A 16,817-nucleotide genomic window follows, 5' to 3' on the forward strand; every position below is an offset into this window, starting at 1 on the left:
TTTTCAGCTCTCAGTGGTGGCTGCCTTCCGAACGGTTTCATCTAAAGCTTCGACCGCCTGGCGCTTGCCCTGGCGAGAGAAGCTTTGGTTTCTGATTTTCTATCCTCTGAGCGGAGTTGCTCGCTTGGCTATTCTGGCGCTGCCCTTCCGGGTCGTGGCCCGCTTTTTGGGAGTGAGTGTGGGAAATCGGACGCCAGTCCTGCCCGCCACGGAGAATCAGGAAAGGGCGGCGCTTAGGATCTGCCGGGTCGGAGAGATTGTTTCCCGCAACACGCCCTGGGAGAGCAAGTGTCTGGTGCAGGCCCTAATGAACGCGTTTCTGCTGCGCTGCTATGGAATCCCGCACGTGGTTTTCATAGGTGTGGGCAAGTCCGAGAACCTTCAGGATCCGCTGAAAGCCCACGCTTGGTTGCAGGTGGGCCAGCAGGTCACCGCCGGTAGGCGGGGCCATCGAGAGTTTACGGTTCTCAGCGCCTATGTCTCCGAGACCTTAGTCGCCGATAGCGGTCAGCAGGCGACCCGATAGCTCGAACTGGAAGAAGGGGTGATCCCCTTCCGGCAGCGGGAAGGCGATGCTTGGAACGCTGTCTTCGAAGGCGGCGCCCTCGCCCAGAGAGACCGGGGCCCAGCGCTTCAGGTCGCTGCTGGAGTAGAGCGTGAACTCGAGTCCCTTGGCGTAGGGGGCGAAGACGATCTGCGGTTGACCGGATTCGAGCGATATGTAGGTTTCGATCTTGGAGGTCGCCTTGCTCGGGTCGGTGGACAGGGCGTGCTCCAGCTGGTTGCTCAGTCCATCGCGATCGGAATCGGCTAGGGCGGGCGATGGGCTCATGCCGCTGATCTGTTCCGCGGTGAAGTAGTTGGAAAGCCAAGCGTCGTAGTCGCCCTCCTGATACACGTAGTGCGGGGCTCCATCGATGAGGATGACGCCCACGCGTGGCGTGTCCAAGGAGTTCTCCTGCACTGAAACGGTGAGGGTGGCCGGTCCGTCGAAGGACGTTTCCGAAAGGGTGATCCAGCTCTCTTGGGAGGCTGCAAGCCAGGTGGTGTTCGAATCGACCGCGATGTCGTAGTCGCTGGCGCCTTGAGCGACAGTTTTCTCGGCGATGTCGGGTGTGACGAACGACTCTACCAGAGTGATGGTGAAAGCGAGCTGGATCTCGTTTTCGTTGGTGTCCTGCACGGTGACGGTGATGTCGGTCGATCCGGTTTCTCCCAGGCCGAGGCCCAGCACCAGGTTGCTTCCCACCAGGCTGCTGTCGGAGATGCCGGCGATGTCGGGATCGCTCGAAACCACCGATGAGATGGAGACGAAGCTGAATTCGGAATCGGGGTCGGGAAGAATCGAGGCTCGAGTGATCGACGGGATGCTCACGAATTCCTCGACGCCCAGATCGGAGATGGAATTGAGCACCTCTTCGGAAGGGAAGTTTTGAAAGGCGGAGCCCCAGTAGTAGCTCATGTTGTAGACCGGCAGTTCCGCCAGAGCGTCCACCACCTCCAGGCCGGACCCGATGACTCGGGCGAAGACGGCGTAGCCCCCGCCGTTGCTCTCTCCGAGATCCTCGGTGTTGTCCACGGTGTTGATGAACCAGCCGCTGGTGGCGCTGTCGGGTTCGTTTGTGCGAGCCATGGCGATGGTGCCGCGCGTGTTGGGCAGGTTGTACTCCAGCTCGATTGGGTCGCGCGTTTCGATGCTGTAGAAGGTGTCCTCGTCATCGAAATAGAAGCCGCCAGCCTGGATGATGAAGTCTTTGACCGATCGGTGAAAGAATCCTTTGTCGTAGGCGTTTTCGTCCACGTAGGTGTAGAAGTTCGCCACCGTGTTGGGAGCGGCCTCGGGAAGCAGCTCAACTGGGATGGTGCCTAAGTCCGTGTTGATCAGCACGATATTCTCCTCCACGCCCGGCACTTCGAAGAATTGGCTCAGGTCGATGGAAAACGCTTCGGTGCGATTGTCGAGTTCCACGTCGGCCGGATCGCCCGTCTTCTCGAGAGAAAGCGATTGTCCGTAAGCGATGGGAGAGGCCGCGAGGCCTATGGTTGTCAGGAGGGTGAGGCTAAGGGAGCGAAATGAGGTCACGGTTGTTGCGTTCGTCTGCTTGCGACAGGGAGTTATGCCGGAGTACTACGAGAGGTTTTCGGATTTGGGTTCAAATAAAATCGAGCGGCGCCGCCGAGGCGAATTTCCCTGCGTGGGCAATCTGCGCTTGCGCTCGCGACGCTTGGAAGCGATCAGGGGCCATGCAATTCTCGAATGTAACCGTAACTGCAAAGGGCAACCTCTATTTCGACGGAAACGTCGTCTCGCACAGCGTCACCATGGAGGACGGCTCGAAAAAGACCCTTGGCATCGTCGCCAAGCCAGGCAGCTACCACTTCGCGACTCAAGCGGCTGAGCGAATGGACATCAGCGATGGCGCCTGCAAGGTGACGCTCGATGGCTCTGAGGTCGCGAAGCAAGTGAGCGCGGGCAGCCACTTCGACGTGCCGGCGAATTCGGGTTTCACCATCGAGGTGGACTCCGTCTGCCAATACGTCTGCTCTTACCTCGCGTAGGGAGGATTGCCGTGTGACTGGGCCAGCCGATCGGCTGGGCTCTGGGCGGGAGAGTGGCGAGCTCTGGGCGAGTGAGCGGAATCGCTTGAGATCGAAGTGGGGCTTTACGCGTCTAAGTTTTTGTGGCGCTATGGGTTGCCGGAATCCTCATGAGCAGATCTCAGCAGACTTTGGGTCGAGATGACCCCTGGAGCTTGAGCGAGCAAGTCGCTTTCGAGTGCGCTCTCGCTCGCGATGAGCGGGAGAGCTGGAGGGCCTTGCGCGAGCGGGACCAGTCTCTGGAACTGCCGGGCGAGTTGTGGTCGCCGAGAGAAAATCGACGCGGCATAGCCCGGGCTTGGCTGAGGGAGCGCTTGCGGCGCGATCCGGTGGTCAAGCTGGCGGCCGATAGCGTGATGCAGTCCTTGGGCGTGGCCGGGCAACTGCTGGCAGCGCTCGGGGGTTTGATGGGCGTGGCCGCAGCCACCGCGGCCTTGGCCTACACGGGCCAGGCCCCCATCAACGTGTCCGCCTTCTTCTTCGTCTTCGTGCTGCTGCAGGCTTTGTTGGCAGTGGCGCTGCTCCTAGCTTTCTTGATGCCAGCGGGTCTGAAGGAATTGCTGGTGGCGGGGCCGATCTTTCGGGTGTCGCGATTCGTCCTGCGCCTGCTGTTGGAGAAAACGCAGGCTCTGGCGGGCCGTTTCCTGGCAGGGCAAAACCGCCATGACGCGGCGGAGATCGCGGGTCTGGCAAGGAGCCGCCTCGCCCTGCATGGCAGGCAGCTCAAGTGGCTGAGCTTTCGCAAGATTCAGGGAGCCGCCCTTTGCTTCAACCTCGGGGCTTTGGCGGCGTTGCTGGTTTCGGTCTTCTTCTCCGACCGCGCTTTCGGCTGGCAGACGACCTTGGAGCTGCGGGCGGAGCAGGCTCAGCGGGTGACGGAGCTGGTGGCTTCTCCGTGGTCCTGGCGCTTGGGGGAGGGCGTTGGCTACCCCACGGTCGAGCAGATAGAGGGAAGTCGCATCGTTTTGAAGGACGGTATTCAGTCTTTGGAAACAGACGATTTGACGATATGGTGGAAGTTTCTGGCTTTGGGCATGCTGTGCTACGGAATCCTGCCTCGAGCGGTGTTCTGGGGGCTTGGCGGACTGCAGTTCAAGAAAGCCGTGCGCGACTACGATTTTCGCAACGCGGCAGCGGAGCGGCTGTTTGAACGACTTCGTCCGAGGAGGGCGCGTTTCGAGGCGGAGCGCGTGGCTCAGGGAGCCGATCTCGGCCCGGTGGGCGAAGCTGCGCACGATACCTCGAGCAGTCGAAGCGCGGTGTGTCTTTTCTCGAGAGAACTGGAGGCGATCGTCGATGTCGCGGCGCTGCGACGGGCTCTGGCGGAGCGTTGGAGCATGAGCTTGGAGTCGGTTCAGATGCGTCCCCTCTCCGATGGCTCGATCGATTTGGATGGCGAAAGCCTCTCCGAGGAGCGTCAGTATGCGCTTGTATTCGAATCCTGGATGCCTCCGATCAAGGAGATTGAGCGTCGGATAAAGGAAATGAGAGCGGCCGTCGACGCTCGAAGCTTGATAAAGGTCGTCCTGCTGGGAATTCCTCAAGGGGACAAGGGCGAGGTCTCGCTCGCTCCAGCGGGTCAGTACGCGGATGTATGGGATTCCTTCATACGTCGATTGGGCGATCCTTATCTCATTCTTGACAATCCTTCCTGATGAAATCACTGCCCACATTCGCGATCGTCGGCCATCCAAACGAAGGCAAGTCTTCGATCATAGCGACTTTGTCCCAAGACGATACGATCGCGATCAGTCCAACTCCGGGCGAGACGGTGCGCCTGCAGCGTTTCCAGCTACGGGCCGGGCACGAGGCGGTGATCGAATTTGTGGATACGCCAGGGTTTCAGAATCCTCAGGCTGCGTTGCGTTGGTTTCGAGAGAATGAGGAGCTGGGGCCTGCTCGCTTGGAGGCCTTCATCCAGCGCTTCGAGTCGGACGCCGATTTCCACCATGACTGCGAGCTGTTGCGGCCTGTGGTGGATGGGGCAGGTATCATCTATGTGGTCGACGCCTCGCGTCCCATGACCTCGGTCGATGCCGCGGAGATGGAGATCTTGCGGCTGACCGCCCGCCCGCGCATGGCGATCATCAATCCGAAGACGCAGGAGACGCGCTTTTTCGACGGCTGGAAGAACGCCTTTCGCCAGCACTTCAATTCGGTTCGCACGTTCAACGCGCAGCAGGCCCGCTACGTCGACCGTATCGAGCTTCTGGAGGCGCTGAAGAGCATCGATCAGGATTGGGAGCCGGCCCTTAGTCGGGCGGTGGAGCTGCTGAAGCTCGAGCGCCAGCGCTGTATCGAGCGCACCAGCGAGGCTATCGTGGATCATCTGGAGCAAGCTTTGCAGTGCCAGTGCGTGTCCTTTCTCGAAAAGGAAAGCGGAGTGGAGCTGGAGAAACGGCGCTTGGAAGATGAATACCGGGCCAAGCTCAAGAAGATCGAGGCTCGCTTCCGCGACCAGGTGAGGGAGGTCTACTCGGTGCGCCGGGTGTCGATTCAGCTGCCGGAGGATTCGGTCCTGCGGGAGGATCTGTTTTCGGAAAAGGCTTGGCAGGCCCTCGGCTTGACCCGCCAGCAATTGGTGGTGGCAGGGGGGCTGTTGGGAGCGGGCATCGGCGTGGGAGCGGACCTCGCCGCGGGAGGCGTCACCTTTGGCATCTTCGCGTCCATCGGGGCGGCGCTGGGCGCCGGCTCCGCTTTGCTGAAAGGCAAGGCCTTGGCCCGTTCGAAGATCATGCAGCTGCCTTTGGGCGGCTTGAAGGTCACGGTGGGGCCGAATCTTTCGGAGCAGTTTCCCTTCGTGCAGCTCGATCGCGATTTGCTCTACGCCAGGGTGGTGGCGAACTGGGCCCATGCCCGGCGCGAGACCGAACTCGCCTTGGACGTCGCGAGCGAGAAGGCGGGAGTATCCGGTCAATGGAACCAGAGCCAGCTGCGCGTGGTGACGAACTTCATTCGGGCGGTGCGCAAGGGAGCCGCGGAGTCGATCGAGTCCGAAGGCAAGGCTTTGAAGGCGCTGCTGGTCGACAGCTTGAGCGACTGACCGGCTCCTGCTCGCTTGGCGGAGGCAGGCGCGCGGCCGGGCTCGCGCCGGGTTTCCCTCTGCTTAGGACTGCGGCTGATTGGGACCGGAATCGAGCGCCAGGCTGCGTCTGAGCTGCGGCTCCATTCGCTCGACTACGAAGAGGTATTCCTTGAGACGCCATTCGCGCCAGATGCGGGCGTGGCTCATGGCCCAGTCGCAGGCGATCCGTTCGCGGTCGAGGTTTCCTCGTTCCCCTTGTATCCAAATCTCGGATTCGATTTCCTTCAGCTGGTCGAAGGTTTCCGCGATGCGGTCGACCACCACTTTCTGGATGACGAGAAGCTTCGCTAGCTCGATCAGGCCGAGTGTCGCGGGCTGGTTTTCCTGAAGCTGGTAGAACTCGGACTTGTGATTCTGGTAAAAACGATCGAGGGATTCGAAGCGCCTTCGCAGGCGCCCGGCGTCCCAGAGACGTTGCAGGGAGTCTCGCTCGGATCCGAGACGTGGGTCGTGGGCCTGGATGAGTCGCAGGCTTTCGTGGATTTTTTCGGGTGAAAGTGTTTGCATGGCTTCGGTGTCGTTGCGCTAGGCCAATTCAGGTCGTGACTTGGTCTAAGTCAGTATAGCTCAGTTGCTTGTTTGGGCTAATGCCCGCAGCTCTTTTAGAATTTTTTCAGGAATCGCCTGAGCGTTGCCGGGGTTCGGGACCTATCCATCTGTCATGGGGGACGCCCATGCGAGCCAGATGGCTGCAGTCCAAGTGAAGTTGTTCCCACCGGAACCCTCTCCCGTGATGGGATCGAAGTATTCGTAGAAACCGGATTTTTGGATGACTCGACGCGTGTCGAGGCGAATGCGGTTCGCTTTTTCCTCGAAACCGTATTCGGAAAGTCCGCGCGCCACCAGATAGTTGATGATGGCCCAGGTGGGACCGCGCCAGTAGCGCTTGGAGTCGAATTTCGGGTGTTCCGGATCGAAGCTGGGCAGGCTGTAGGGGGCGATCGACAGGATGCGGTTGAGCGTCCTTTGCAGCTTGGCGTCGCGTTTGGGTTTGGTGATGCCAGCGTAGTAGGAAAGGAAACTGACGCTGGAGACGCCATCGCTGTGCTGCCCGTTTCGCATGTTGCGGGCGGCGTAAGCGTCGATGTCGTCGTTCCAAAGGTAGTCGGCGGCGATCTTGTCTCGATACAGCCAGGTGTCGATTTCGTGCACCGCGGACTCCTTTTCGAGATACCGAGCCAAGGCCTGCAGGTCGCGGTCCGCCCGCATCAGGATGAAGGTGATGCCCGGGTCGGCTACGGCGAACGGTCCTTCCCGCGTGATTTGAGCGTGGTCCCAACCGCAGTTTCTTCCGTACTCGACCAGCTTGATGTAGCGGTCGTACTGGGCGTTGGTGGGTCGCATGGCGGCGTCCACATGGCCCAGGTCCTTGCGGGTGTAGGGGGTGACGCCCGAGGGATCCACGTCGTCGAGAGCCTCGTCCCAGTCGGGCGAGTTGTCGCGGCCGGACTCCCAGGGGTGGGTCACCGCGATGGCGGCCCCGCCGGAGATGACCCGCATGGTGTGGAACCAGCGGTGCCAGCGCATGAGGCGCGGGAAGAGATCGAGTAGGCGCTTTTTTCCCTGCACGGGATCCTTTTCGTAGAGGTCCCGCACGATGGTGGCGGCGACCGGCGGCTGGGAGCAGCCCGAAGTCGGCACCTCATGGGTGCCGCCCCAGATCTTGGGACCGGGGAAATAGCTGGGACTATCGCGTCGAAAGACGATGTGGGCGGCCATGCCATTCTTCCATTGGCCTTGGAAAAGGCTTTCCACTTCGGTCCAGGCCCGATCGAGGTCGATTTCGGAAAAGCCCAGAGCGACGAACATGGAGTCCCAGTTCCATTGGTAGGGATAGAGGCCTTTGGTCGGAAGGGTGTAGTCGCCCCATTCGTTTTCGCGAAGAATGGAGATGGCTCGCTGGTCAAGATCGAGCTTTTTAGGACGGACGTTAGGGGTGGTCTGCTCTGTTGAGGGAAGTTTCATTCGGTCGGCCTAGGCGGTGGGGCGCGGGTTTTCGATTGCCTTAGACAGAGCATAGACTGCGCCGCGAGGGACGCGAATTCACCGTCCGTCGCCCGTCGAGCAGCGCCGGGCTTCGTTCAGCCCTTTGCCCAGGCCAGAGCGGAAGCGGCATCGTGGAAAGTCCCGAAAGTCCAACTGGAGTCCTTCGAACGCATGAGCTCGGCGTAGAACTCGAAGGCGGCGATCGTATCGGGATCTCGGCTGATCAGAGCCACCCGTTGCTCGCAAGTCGATCGGCTGAAGCCCAAGTCGTATGCGGCGCGGTCGCGAATCTCCCGCTCCGTGATCTCCAATGCGTCCGCTTCGCTGGCGTCCAGAATCTGGTAGCGGATGCGCAGCGCTCGCGGGTCGCTGTAGAAGGCTTCGTCCACCGCTTGCAATTCCTTCGCGGTGACCGTGCCGAAGAAGCGGCGGTAGGTGCCGTGCTGATGCCAAATGATTTCGTGTGTCATTTACGCGTGAGGGAAGGGGTGCTGCGACTCCTTTTCTGGCCGGTTTTCATGGGGTGGATGGAGGTATTGTTTTACATAAAATTGAAATAAAAGGATTTTGGAAGATATAAATTGTAAAAATCTGAATCGAGGTGCGGCGTCCTCTTCCGCGTAGGGAGCGAGGGCCGCTGGCTCGCTGGGGTGGTTGGGGTGGTAGGAGGCTTGGGCGAGGCGTTGGTTCGAGAAGCAGCATGGAATCTGCCAGAGCGTGTCGGCGCTCGCATTTGAGCGTCGGGGGGGGCGAAGGCGGGGAGGAGACCCGTCTCGCCTGCGATGCCAGACGCGTCTATCGGCTGGCGAAGGCCAGGCACCAGGAGCTCCCGACGAGAATCAGCGCCGTCGCGAGCAGCGCCGTCTGCCAGCGGGGACCGAGCTTGTTTTGCCAGTCGAAACCTGCGGCCGCCATGGAGCCCAGAGAGCCGAACAGGAAGGCCCAGAGGTGGGCTGGCACGTCGGTGGGAAACTCGCCTCCGCCCATCCATGCGAAGAGGGTGCAGCCGCCGAAAAACGGCACCAGCCAGTCGCGGCTGCGGATGGGGTTGCGGGACCGCAGGAAGGAGCCGACGGGGAAGCCGCTCAGCAGGCCGAGGGCGGCGAAAACCGCGGTGGAGGCGCCAAGGGAGCGGTAGTCGAGGCTGGAGGCGAGCAGGCCGTTGGTGGCGTTCGAGGCCGCCGCGGCGAGAACGATAAGCAGCCAGGCCAGTCCGTTTCCCAGGTAGCGGGCGCAGAGGTAGCTGAAAAGGCTTAGACCCATCAGGTTTCCGGCGAGGTGGCCTAGGTCGGCATGCAGCGTCATGGCGGTGAAAACGCGCCACCACTGGCCTCCTTCCTGCAAGGCTCGGCTAGCGTTCGCCCCTTGCTCCTGCAGCCAAGGAAACTGGTTTTGCAGAGCGAAGAGGGTGACGAGACATCCGAGAGCCGCGATGCAGGGCAGCTTGCTGACGGACCGATCCGCGAGGACCAGGCGGCGAGGAGGCCAGAACCGGTTTAGCCTTTCCGATAGCCGGACCTCGCGAAGCAGACGCTGGGCTTCGGAGCGCGGCACGATCAACAGAAAGCGATCGCCCTCCTTTCGCACCCAATAGGCCTGCCCGCCCGCCAGGACGGACAGCCCGGCGTCGTGGGCTGCCTTGTGGGTGCGGTAGCTTCCGATCACCGCGAATTCGGTGTCGAGCTCGTCGCGATCCGGGATGCGCTCAGGTTGCTCGCTCATGTGTCTTGCCGGCCACAGGTGTACAGGCCTAGGGCGACCTCGAGCCAACAAAAACCGCTTGGCCACCGCTTTTTCGGGTGATCGCTCATCGGAAGCGTTTTTTTAGCAGCGGGATGTAACGCTGGCGGCGTTTCGCGGTTACTAGTCTGTGTGAGCGCGACCTCTTCCTTGCTTCCTACTCTCCGCCAATCCCTGCGCCGCCTCCGACGCGAGCGCGGTTTCACTGCCACGGTGCTGGTGACGCTGGCTCTTTGCATCGGTGCGAACGTGGCCATGTTCGCCGTGATCGACGCGGTGCTGCTGCGAGCTTTGCCCTATCCTCAAGCAGAACGGCTGGTCACGGTGATGAATTCCTATCCCGGGGCGGGCGCCGAGCGCATCGGGGCGTCGTTGCCGAACTACTACGAGCGCCGAGAAGGCGTGTCGGCCTTCGAATCGGTGTCCATCCGGCAGGATGGCAGCGCTGTCATAGGCGAGGCAGGTTCGCCCCAGCGGGTGCGACGCGACCGGGTATCGCCCGAGTTTTTCGACACGCTGGGGGCGAAGCTGATCATGGGGCAGCGGTTTTCGGAGGATCAGATGCTGTATGAAAACGCCCAGGTCCTGATCATCACCTACGAGTTCTGGCAGGACTATTTCAATGGCGATCCCGATGTGCTGAACCGCGAAATCATTGTGGACAGCCTTTCCAACCGCGTGGTGGGCGTGTTGGAGCCGGGCTTTCGTTTCCTCGATAGCCAAGCCCGCTTCTTCATCCCGACCGCCTCCTCGCTGGAGGACCGCGAGATCAACCGGCGCCATTCCAACAATTTCCAGATGATCGCTCGCTTGGCGGAAGGCGTTTCGGTGGAGGCGGCCCAGGCGGAGATGGACGCCTACAACGAAGCGTTGCTGGAGAACGATCCGTTTGCGGAGATCGTTCGCAACGCCGGTTTCACCACCTTTGTGGTGGATCTGCGCGATGAGGTGGTGCGGGAGTTCAAGCCCCTGCTGCTCATCCTGCAGGCGGGAGCCCTCTCGTTGCTGCTGATCGGCTGCGTGAACCTGGTGAACCTGCTGCTCATCCGTGCCAAGGGCCGCAGCAAGGAAAGCGCGGTGCGCCAGTCTCTGGGAGCGGGGAAACGTCACGTGATCGGCGAGACCTTGAGCGAGACGGTGGCGCTGGCTCTTGGCGGCGGCGCTTTGGGGCTGGGAGTGGGGTACTTGGGTATCCGCCTGTTGGAGACGCTGGGAGCCCGCGAGCTGCCGCTGGGCACGCTCATCGTTTTCGACTGGCGGGTGGGAGTGGTATCGCTGGTCGGGGCATTGGTGGTAGGGCTCGTTTTGGCGGCCCCCATCGTGGCCATGAATGTCCGGCGCGATCTCGCCCCGGCCCTGCAGACCGAATCCCGCAGCGGCACCCTTTCGAAGGCTGGCCAGCGGGCTCGTCATGGCTTCATCGTGGTGCAGATCGCCTTGGCCTTCGCCCTTCTGGCGGGGGCGGGCATGCTGGGCTTGAGCCTGCGCAAGGCCTTGCAGAACGAGGCCGGATTTCGAACCGAGAGGATTCTCACTGCCAGCTTGAACCTGCCGTGGAAGAACTATCAGGAGGACGAGCAGAAGCGGCAGTTTTTGGAGCGTTTGCTCGGGGAGCTGAGGGCCTTGCCCGGCATCAGCGAAGCGGGCTTTACCAGCGCCTTGCCCTTTTCGGGAAACGTGAGCAACAACGCGACGGTGGTGGAAGGGGTGGAGCTGAAGCCCGGCGACTCGCTGCGGGCCCATTACGTCGGTTTCGCCATGGGCGAGTATTGGAAGGCGCTTGCCATTCCGTTGGTGGAGGGGCGTTTCCTGGAGGATGCCGACCTGAGCTCGGAGCAAAGGATCTGCGTGGTGGACAAGGCCTTTGCGGATCGCTACTGGCCGGGCGAAAGCGCCCTCGGGCGCCGCCTCGCGATGGACGTGGAAATCAACGAAGAGAACGCTGTGACCGTGGTGGGCGTGGTCGGCACGGTGAAGCAGAACTCGCTCACCGAGGAGGTGCCGCAAGGAAGCGTTTTCATGCCTTATTCGCTGCGTTCGGACCGGTTTTTCTATCTGGTGGTCCGCACCGCAATGAGTCCTGAAGTCATGACAAACTCGATACGGCAGAAGGTGCTCTCCATCGATCCGGAATTGCCCCTGGACGACGTGCGCGTGATGCAGCAGCGCATCGACGACAGCCTGCTCGCCCGGCGTTCCCCCGCCATCCTAGCCGGGATCTTCGCTGGAGTGGCTCTGCTGCTGGCGTCGGTCGGCACCTATGGGGTGCTCGCCTACGCGGTGGGCGAACGCACACGTGAGATCGGGGTGCGCGTGGCGATCGGGGCCTCGCGAGTGGTGGTGCTGCGCCAGTTTCTGCTCATGGGCGGCAGACTGCTCCTGTTTGGCTTGCTGCTTGGTTGCCTGGCTGCATGGGCGGCGGGTCTGGGGATGCGTAGCGTGCTGTACGAGGTGGACTCCTTCCATGTTGGCATCGTCGCGGTGGCGGCGGGTATGATGAGTGTGATCGTGGTGTGTTCCACCTTTCTGCCATCGCGACGAGCCGCATCGATTTCCCCCATGGAGGCCATGCGGGAGGCGTAGCGAGCGAGCGTATCGGAACCATAGATACAAGCCCTTGCGATCGAGCCGGAACGCGTCCCTCGCGAGAGGGGCGTTCCGCGCTCGAACGTTAAGCGTTTCAAGGTAGGGATGATGTGAGACCGTTGGACATGCCCAGCGGATTCACAGGTGGTATGACGCTTACGACGCCTGGGTGTTGCATTACGTTTTTGTAATTCGATCTGCGTGGGTTCACCTTCTCAGGAATTGCTTAGTCGTTTGCTCGATTTCTCTTGAGGGGATGGGCGGAGTTTGGGATCACGCTTGCTGTGCGTTACGGTCTTCTCTTCCGCCTGCGAACCTGCGTCCTTCTCAACTTCCTGCTTGTTGTCGCGACGCAGGGGTTTTCCAAGCTTCCGGCATTCGAGCCCTTGTCCGCTGAAGAGCTGGCCCTCGAGGCGCCGCGGGTCGATGCGGAGGCGGACGTGGAGCTGCTGTTTCGCAGCGTTAAGGTGAACGACCGCTCTTTCGGGATCACGCGGCGCTGGGAGAGCTACCATCGGCTCAAGGTATTCACGCGCAAAGGGGTCGATCAGTTGGGGGTGTTCAACCTGGAGTTCGAAAAGGGCGAATCGAGAATCTCCGACTTCAAGGCTCGGGTGACGCATCCGGATGGGTCGGTTTTCGAGCTGAGCAAGAAGGATCTCTATCGAAACGCTAGGTTCGAGGATGGGGATGATAGCCGGAACGTCATGTCGTTTGCCGTGCCGCACCTGCAGGTGGGCAGCATCGTGGAATATGCCTGGAGCGAGTCGGTGGACGATGGAGTCTTCTACCCGCTGTCGATGTTTCTCGAGATGAGATGGCCCACTTGGAAGTACCGTATCGAGATCGTGCCGAGCCGGATGTACCCCTCGACCATGCGAGGCCTCAATTGCGACGTGGCGTTCGAGAAGACCAGCGACTCGACCTATTTGATCGTAGGAGAGAACATTCCTGCGTGGCGGAGCGAGCCCTACGCCCCGCCGGGTTTGGACTATCGGGCATGGGTCTTCATGCTCTACGTGCTGGATGCCGACATTTTCGACAACCAAACGTTCTGGGACAAGGAGGCGGACGAGCTTTGGAGTCAGACCAAACGTTTCGTGAAGCCCAAGCAGGGCGCGGTCAGGAAGCTGGCTGCCGAGCTCTTCGCCGGGACGAAGGATGGTGAAGAGATGCTCCGTAGAGCTTATCGCTACTGCGCGGAGGAGATAACGAACGTGAATTCCGCTCAGGCGGGTTTCACTAGCGAGGAACGAGAGAAGCTGAAGGATGTGGATTCACCCGCCGAAACCATCAAGCGCGGCTATGGCAGCGGCTTGGACGTGAACCGGCTCTTCGCTTCGCTCGCTGCCGCCGCAGGGTACGAGGTTTTGCTGGCCCGGGTGAACGATTCCAGCGAGATGATGTTCGTGCCCTCGATCATGAATGTGAGGCTGGCGTTCCCAGAGGAGGTTGTCGCGGTGCGGGAGAAGGAAAGCGATTTGTGGCGTTACTTCGATCCGGGCTACAGCTACCTGCCGTTCGAGACGTTGATTGCTGGCTGCGTCAACGCTCCCGCCCTGATCGCCAATCCCAAGAAGGCGAAACTTGGGATGACGCCGCCGGCGCCTCCGGAGTTCAGCGCGATCCGACGATGGGCGGACCTGGAGCTGGACGCGTCAGGCGACTTGTCGGGCACGGTGACGGTATCGTATTCTGGATACATGGGAATTCGGCGTAAACGCTTCTACGATGAACGATCGGAGTCCGAACGGGAAGAAGCCTACACGAAGCGCTTGGTAGAGAAGCTGGCCGGCTGCCGTATCACGGATTTCAAGATGGAAAACGTCTTCTCACGGGACGAACCGCTGGTGGTGAGCTACACGATCCATGCTCCTGCCTATGCGGAGCGCCTGGGAAAGCGGCTATTCGTTCAGCCAAACTTCTTCCAATATGGCGAAGATCCCCTATTCACCGCTGAAGAGCGGAAACAGCAGATCGTGTTTCCCTTTCTTTGGGAGGAAACGGATGAGATAACGTTGACGTTTCCGGACGGGTTCAAGCCGGAAGAAGCGTCGTCACCAGGAAATGGGTACGACGCGAACTATATCTACTACAAGAGCGTCTATGGGCTGAACGATGCGAAAAACAAGCTGCGATGCCTCCGGGATTTCAGGATCAAAGGGAACGGGTTTCTACCAAAAGGGTATGCAATATTGAAAAAGCTTTTCGAAAGCGTGAACCAACAGGACACGCATGTATTGACCTTGGTGAGGAGCGAGGGTTCGGAGTTATATGATAGTATTTAGATTATGGATACGTGAGGCGATGAGTCTCCTGTTGGCGCTTTCCTCGATCTGCGTTCACGTGGAGGCTGCCAAGGCTCCGGAGTGGCTTGCTCCATTGCTGAACATCGAGCCGGATGAAGCCGCTAGGAAAGCGGGAGGTATGGTGCTATGGGACGAGGCGATCTACGACTATAGCGAGGAGGGCGTGGTTGAGGAAGACGTTCGCTGGGCTGTGAAGATCCTGGACCGCAAGCATCGGTCTATGGCTCAGGCCACCGTTCTGTACGAGGAGGATCTGTCCCAAATAAGGAATTTTCGCGTCTGGATGGTCGATCCGAAGGGAGAGGTGTATCAGTACAAAAAGAAGGACGCAGTTGACTCGATGTCTCAGATGTCAGCTTTGCACAGCACGCTACGAGGCAAAACCCTGTCGTTGGAAGGCGATGTGAGAGAGGGAAGCGTATTCGCTTATGAATACACCACTAAAGTACGCACCATCTTTTCGGAAAGGTTTTGGTACCTGAATAGCCAGGTCCCGGTGCTTCGATCCGAGATCGCGGTGATACCGCCCAGGAACTGGACCGCCGAAGCGCTGCGTCTGAACGGAGCGAAAGCCGTCGAACGCCGCTCGGGCAAGGCCTACGTTTGGGAGTCTCGAGACTTGCCTCCTTTTAGGATGGAGGCGGATGGGCCGACGTGGGCGGCTACGCGTCCGTTTCTGGCAGTACGGCTGCTGCCTGGCGAGCAGGCGTCTCCCTCGCGTTTCAAGACCTTCACCAGCTGGAAGGACGTCGCTCTATGGGATGTCGAGACGAACGATCGTCAGATCGAGCCCGATGCGGCGATTCGAGCGAAGGTCGAGGAGATCTGCCAAGGGCTCTCGGACGATTGGCAGAAAGTGAAGGCCATCGCGGCGTACGCTCAGTCGGTGAACTACGTTTCAATCAATGAGGATGTGTATCAGGGCGGGGGATACAAGCCATTTCATGCGAGGGAGGTGTTCGCTCGCCACTATGGCGATTGCAAGGACAAGACCGCTCTGATGCGCTCGATGCTGCTCAGCATCGGTATGGAATCCTACGCCGTTTCAGCGGATGCCGGAGACGCCCCCTATGTCGATCCTGCATTGCCGTCTCCACGCCAATTCAACCATTGCATCGTGGCGATTCCGGTGGAGGAGGACTATGCCAGTTCAGCGGTCGTTTCGGACCAATGGTTGGGAAAGGTCATGCTCTTCGATCCCACCAGCACGCAGACGCCCTTCGGCCATTTGCCGAGCTCGCTTCGCGACTCCTATGTCCTGATTGGCTCGGATAGAACGGAAGGTCTCACGCCGGTGCCTCCTCTAGAGCCGCAGGAGAATTCGCTCGTTCGGGAGCTTGAGATCCAATTGATGGATACGGGATTGGCGAAGGCTAGGCTGACCGAAACCTGCCAAGGGAACCAAGCGTTGAGGGAGCGCCGCTTTCGCGAGCGTCGCAGCGAATCGGAATACGAAGAAATGTTGGCGGAACGGCTTAGCAAGGCGGGCTCCAGCGTCAAGGTTCAGGAGTTCTCTTTCGAAGACAGCTTCCAGGAGAACCGAACCACCTTATCGGTCGTCTGCGAAATGAACGCCTACGGCCGATCGATGCGTGGCAAGTTTCTCGTTTTCAAACCCTTCCAAATCGATCAGGTCGCTCCATTGGCTCCTGCCCAAGAACCGCGCTCTCAGCCCTACTTGTTTCGCTCGCAGAGCAGGCGCGAGCGCTCGGAGATAAGGCTTCCGGAGGGATTCGAGGTGGACGACTTCATGACGCCAGCTCTGGTGGAGACGCCTTTTGCTCGCTATGAGGCAAGCGTGCATGTGGTGGACGGCAAGCTGGTTTGCCAGCGTTCCATCACTCATCACGGAGTCGCGGTGCCGCCGGAGCGCTATCACGAGGTGGTGGACTACTACGAAAGGGTTTCGCGCATCGAGCAAACCCCGGTGGTGCTGGCTTTGTCCGAGTGAAGCGGAGTCGACTCGGGAGTCGCCGCCTTAGGGCGTTTGCCTGCGCCCGGCGAGGCCGATAGCCGGTCGTTTCGATCCTGGGCTTGGGGTCTCGCGATGGAGATCCCGCTTCGTCTGGTCGACCGGCCTGATGCCAATCTCCTTGGGGCCTTGGTTCTTGTCCATGCCGACCATCAGCTCGCGCTTTTTCTTCTCGGAGAGCCCATGGGAGATCGCGTATCCAAATTGTTGGGAGAAAAAGGACTCCAGCGGCACCCAGCCGTTTTCCGTTTTGACCTCGTGAGTCCAGGCGCAGATGGTGAGCATCTCGCGCATGGCGTAGCATTTTCGCATGTAGTGCCAGCTCAACCACAGGCTGATCACGCCGACCAGCGTGACGAGGCAGGCCGCGATGTAGGCGGAGCGCGCGGAAAGCGTCGCGTCGGAATCGCGCAGGGCCCCGGTGAGGTTGAAACGGGCGTCGGCAAACATGAAGGTGACGATCAGCGCGTAGGAAAGGACTTGGGCGATTAGAATAGCGTAACGGGTTCGCTTCATTTAGAGTTGGATCTCGGTTTAGGTT

The 16,817-nt window shown here is 60.4% G+C and carries 13 protein-coding genes; 7 read left to right on the forward strand and 6 right to left on the reverse strand.

Features of this window, described 5'->3' with window-relative positions; genetic code table 11:
- The first annotated feature begins 16 nt into the window (after positions 1 to 16).
- Positions 17 to 526: a lasso peptide biosynthesis B2 protein gene (locus tag QEH54_RS04955; protein WP_309017529.1), complete on the forward strand. Its 510-nt coding sequence runs from the start codon at positions 17 to 19 to the stop codon at positions 524 to 526.
- Here QEH54_RS04955 and QEH54_RS04960 read toward each other — a convergent pair.
- Entirely contained in the window at positions 491 to 2,083 is a 1,593-nt protein-coding gene (locus QEH54_RS04960) for a peptidylprolyl isomerase (RefSeq protein ID WP_309017530.1), read from the reverse strand. The genes QEH54_RS04955 and QEH54_RS04960 overlap by 36 nt on opposite strands.
- Before the next feature lie 161 nt (positions 2,084 to 2,244).
- Between QEH54_RS04960 and QEH54_RS04965 the strand changes: the two genes are divergently transcribed.
- The 3 genes from QEH54_RS04965 to QEH54_RS04975 all read left to right on the forward strand — a co-directional run bounded on the left by QEH54_RS04965 (position 2,245) and on the right by QEH54_RS04975 (position 5,641).
- The gene (locus tag QEH54_RS04965) at positions 2,245 to 2,559 is read left to right on the forward strand and encodes a pyrimidine/purine nucleoside phosphorylase (RefSeq protein WP_309017531.1); all 315 of its coding nucleotides are present in this window, start codon (positions 2,245 to 2,247) and stop codon (positions 2,557 to 2,559) included.
- A 149-nt stretch (positions 2,560 to 2,708) separates the two neighbouring features.
- Positions 2,709 to 4,253: a DUF2868 domain-containing protein gene (locus QEH54_RS04970; protein ID WP_309017532.1), complete on the forward strand. Its 1,545-nt coding sequence runs from the start codon at positions 2,709 to 2,711 to the stop codon at positions 4,251 to 4,253.
- Positions 4,253 to 5,641, forward strand: coding sequence for a GTPase/DUF3482 domain-containing protein (locus QEH54_RS04975; RefSeq protein ID WP_309017533.1), 1,389 nt, complete (start codon positions 4,253 to 4,255; stop codon positions 5,639 to 5,641). Before QEH54_RS04970 ends, QEH54_RS04975 begins: the two co-directional genes overlap by 1 nt.
- A gap of 63 nt (positions 5,642 to 5,704) precedes the next feature.
- Here the strand turns inward: QEH54_RS04975 and QEH54_RS04980 are convergent, their stop codons facing one another.
- The 4 genes from QEH54_RS04980 to QEH54_RS04995 form a co-directional block, all read right to left on the reverse strand.
- Positions 5,705 to 6,190: a hypothetical protein gene (locus QEH54_RS04980; protein WP_309017534.1), complete on the reverse strand. Its 486-nt coding sequence runs from the start codon at positions 6,188 to 6,190 to the stop codon at positions 5,705 to 5,707.
- Between the two features lie 141 nt (positions 6,191 to 6,331).
- Positions 6,332 to 7,648 (reverse strand): trehalase family glycosidase, encoded by a 1,317-nt coding sequence (locus tag QEH54_RS04985; protein WP_309017535.1) that lies wholly within the window; start codon positions 7,646 to 7,648, stop codon positions 6,332 to 6,334.
- A gap of 116 nt (positions 7,649 to 7,764) precedes the next feature.
- Positions 7,765 to 8,139, reverse strand: a complete 375-nt coding sequence (locus tag QEH54_RS04990) for a hypothetical protein (RefSeq protein WP_309017536.1) — start codon at positions 8,137 to 8,139, stop codon at positions 7,765 to 7,767.
- 325 nt (positions 8,140 to 8,464) lie between these two features.
- Positions 8,465 to 9,391 carry a rhomboid family intramembrane serine protease gene (locus QEH54_RS04995; protein ID WP_309017537.1) on the reverse strand — a complete coding sequence of 309 codons (927 nt, stop codon included), beginning with the start codon at positions 9,389 to 9,391 and terminating at the stop codon, positions 8,465 to 8,467.
- A gap of 150 nt (positions 9,392 to 9,541) precedes the next feature.
- Between QEH54_RS04995 and QEH54_RS05000 the strand changes: the two genes are divergently transcribed.
- The 3 genes from QEH54_RS05000 (at position 9,542) to QEH54_RS05010 (ending at position 16,255) form a co-directional block, all read left to right on the forward strand.
- Positions 9,542 to 11,992, forward strand: coding sequence for an ADOP family duplicated permease (locus QEH54_RS05000; RefSeq protein ID WP_309017538.1), 2,451 nt, complete (start codon positions 9,542 to 9,544; stop codon positions 11,990 to 11,992).
- Positions 11,993 to 12,279: 287 nt separating this feature from the next.
- Positions 12,280 to 14,283, forward strand: a complete 2,004-nt coding sequence (locus QEH54_RS05005) for a DUF3857 domain-containing protein (RefSeq protein ID WP_309017539.1) — start codon at positions 12,280 to 12,282, stop codon at positions 14,281 to 14,283.
- Positions 14,284 to 14,302: 19 nt separating this feature from the next.
- Positions 14,303 to 16,255: a DUF3857 domain-containing protein gene (locus QEH54_RS05010; RefSeq protein WP_309017540.1), complete on the forward strand. Its 1,953-nt coding sequence runs from the start codon at positions 14,303 to 14,305 to the stop codon at positions 16,253 to 16,255.
- Positions 16,256 to 16,282: 27 nt separating this feature from the next.
- Here the strand turns inward: QEH54_RS05010 and QEH54_RS05015 are convergent, their stop codons facing one another.
- A complete protein-coding gene (locus QEH54_RS05015; protein WP_309017541.1) occupies positions 16,283 to 16,792 on the reverse strand; it encodes a hypothetical protein in 510 nt (169 codons plus the stop codon).
- Between the last annotated feature and the right edge of the window lie 25 nt (positions 16,793 to 16,817).

Source organism: Pelagicoccus sp. SDUM812003 (assembly GCF_031127815.1).
In the GTDB taxonomy this organism is placed as follows: Bacteria; Verrucomicrobiota; Verrucomicrobiia; order Opitutales; family Opitutaceae; genus Pelagicoccus.

Excerpts from the sequence above, each read along its gene's own strand:
- QEH54_RS04975 (WP_309017533.1), top strand. The coding sequence starts at position 4,253 with ATGAAATCACTGCCCACATTCGCGATCGTCGGCCATCCAAACGAAGGC.
- QEH54_RS04980 (WP_309017534.1), bottom strand. The coding sequence starts at position 6,190 with ATGCAAACACTTTCACCCGAAAAAATCCACGAAAGCCTGCGACTCATC.
- QEH54_RS04995 (WP_309017537.1), bottom strand. The coding sequence starts at position 9,391 with ATGAGCGAGCAACCTGAGCGCATCCCGGATCGCGACGAGCTCGACACC.
- QEH54_RS05010 (WP_309017540.1), top strand. The coding sequence starts at position 14,303 with ATGAGTCTCCTGTTGGCGCTTTCCTCGATCTGCGTTCACGTGGAGGCT.
- QEH54_RS04965 (WP_309017531.1), top strand. The coding sequence starts at position 2,245 with ATGCAATTCTCGAATGTAACCGTAACTGCAAAGGGCAACCTCTATTTC.
- QEH54_RS04970 (WP_309017532.1), top strand. The coding sequence starts at position 2,709 with ATGAGCAGATCTCAGCAGACTTTGGGTCGAGATGACCCCTGGAGCTTG.
- QEH54_RS04990 (WP_309017536.1), bottom strand. The coding sequence starts at position 8,139 with ATGACACACGAAATCATTTGGCATCAGCACGGCACCTACCGCCGCTTC.
- QEH54_RS05015 (WP_309017541.1), bottom strand. The coding sequence starts at position 16,792 with ATGAAGCGAACCCGTTACGCTATTCTAATCGCCCAAGTCCTTTCCTAC.
- QEH54_RS04985 (WP_309017535.1), bottom strand. The coding sequence starts at position 7,648 with ATGAAACTTCCCTCAACAGAGCAGACCACCCCTAACGTCCGTCCTAAA.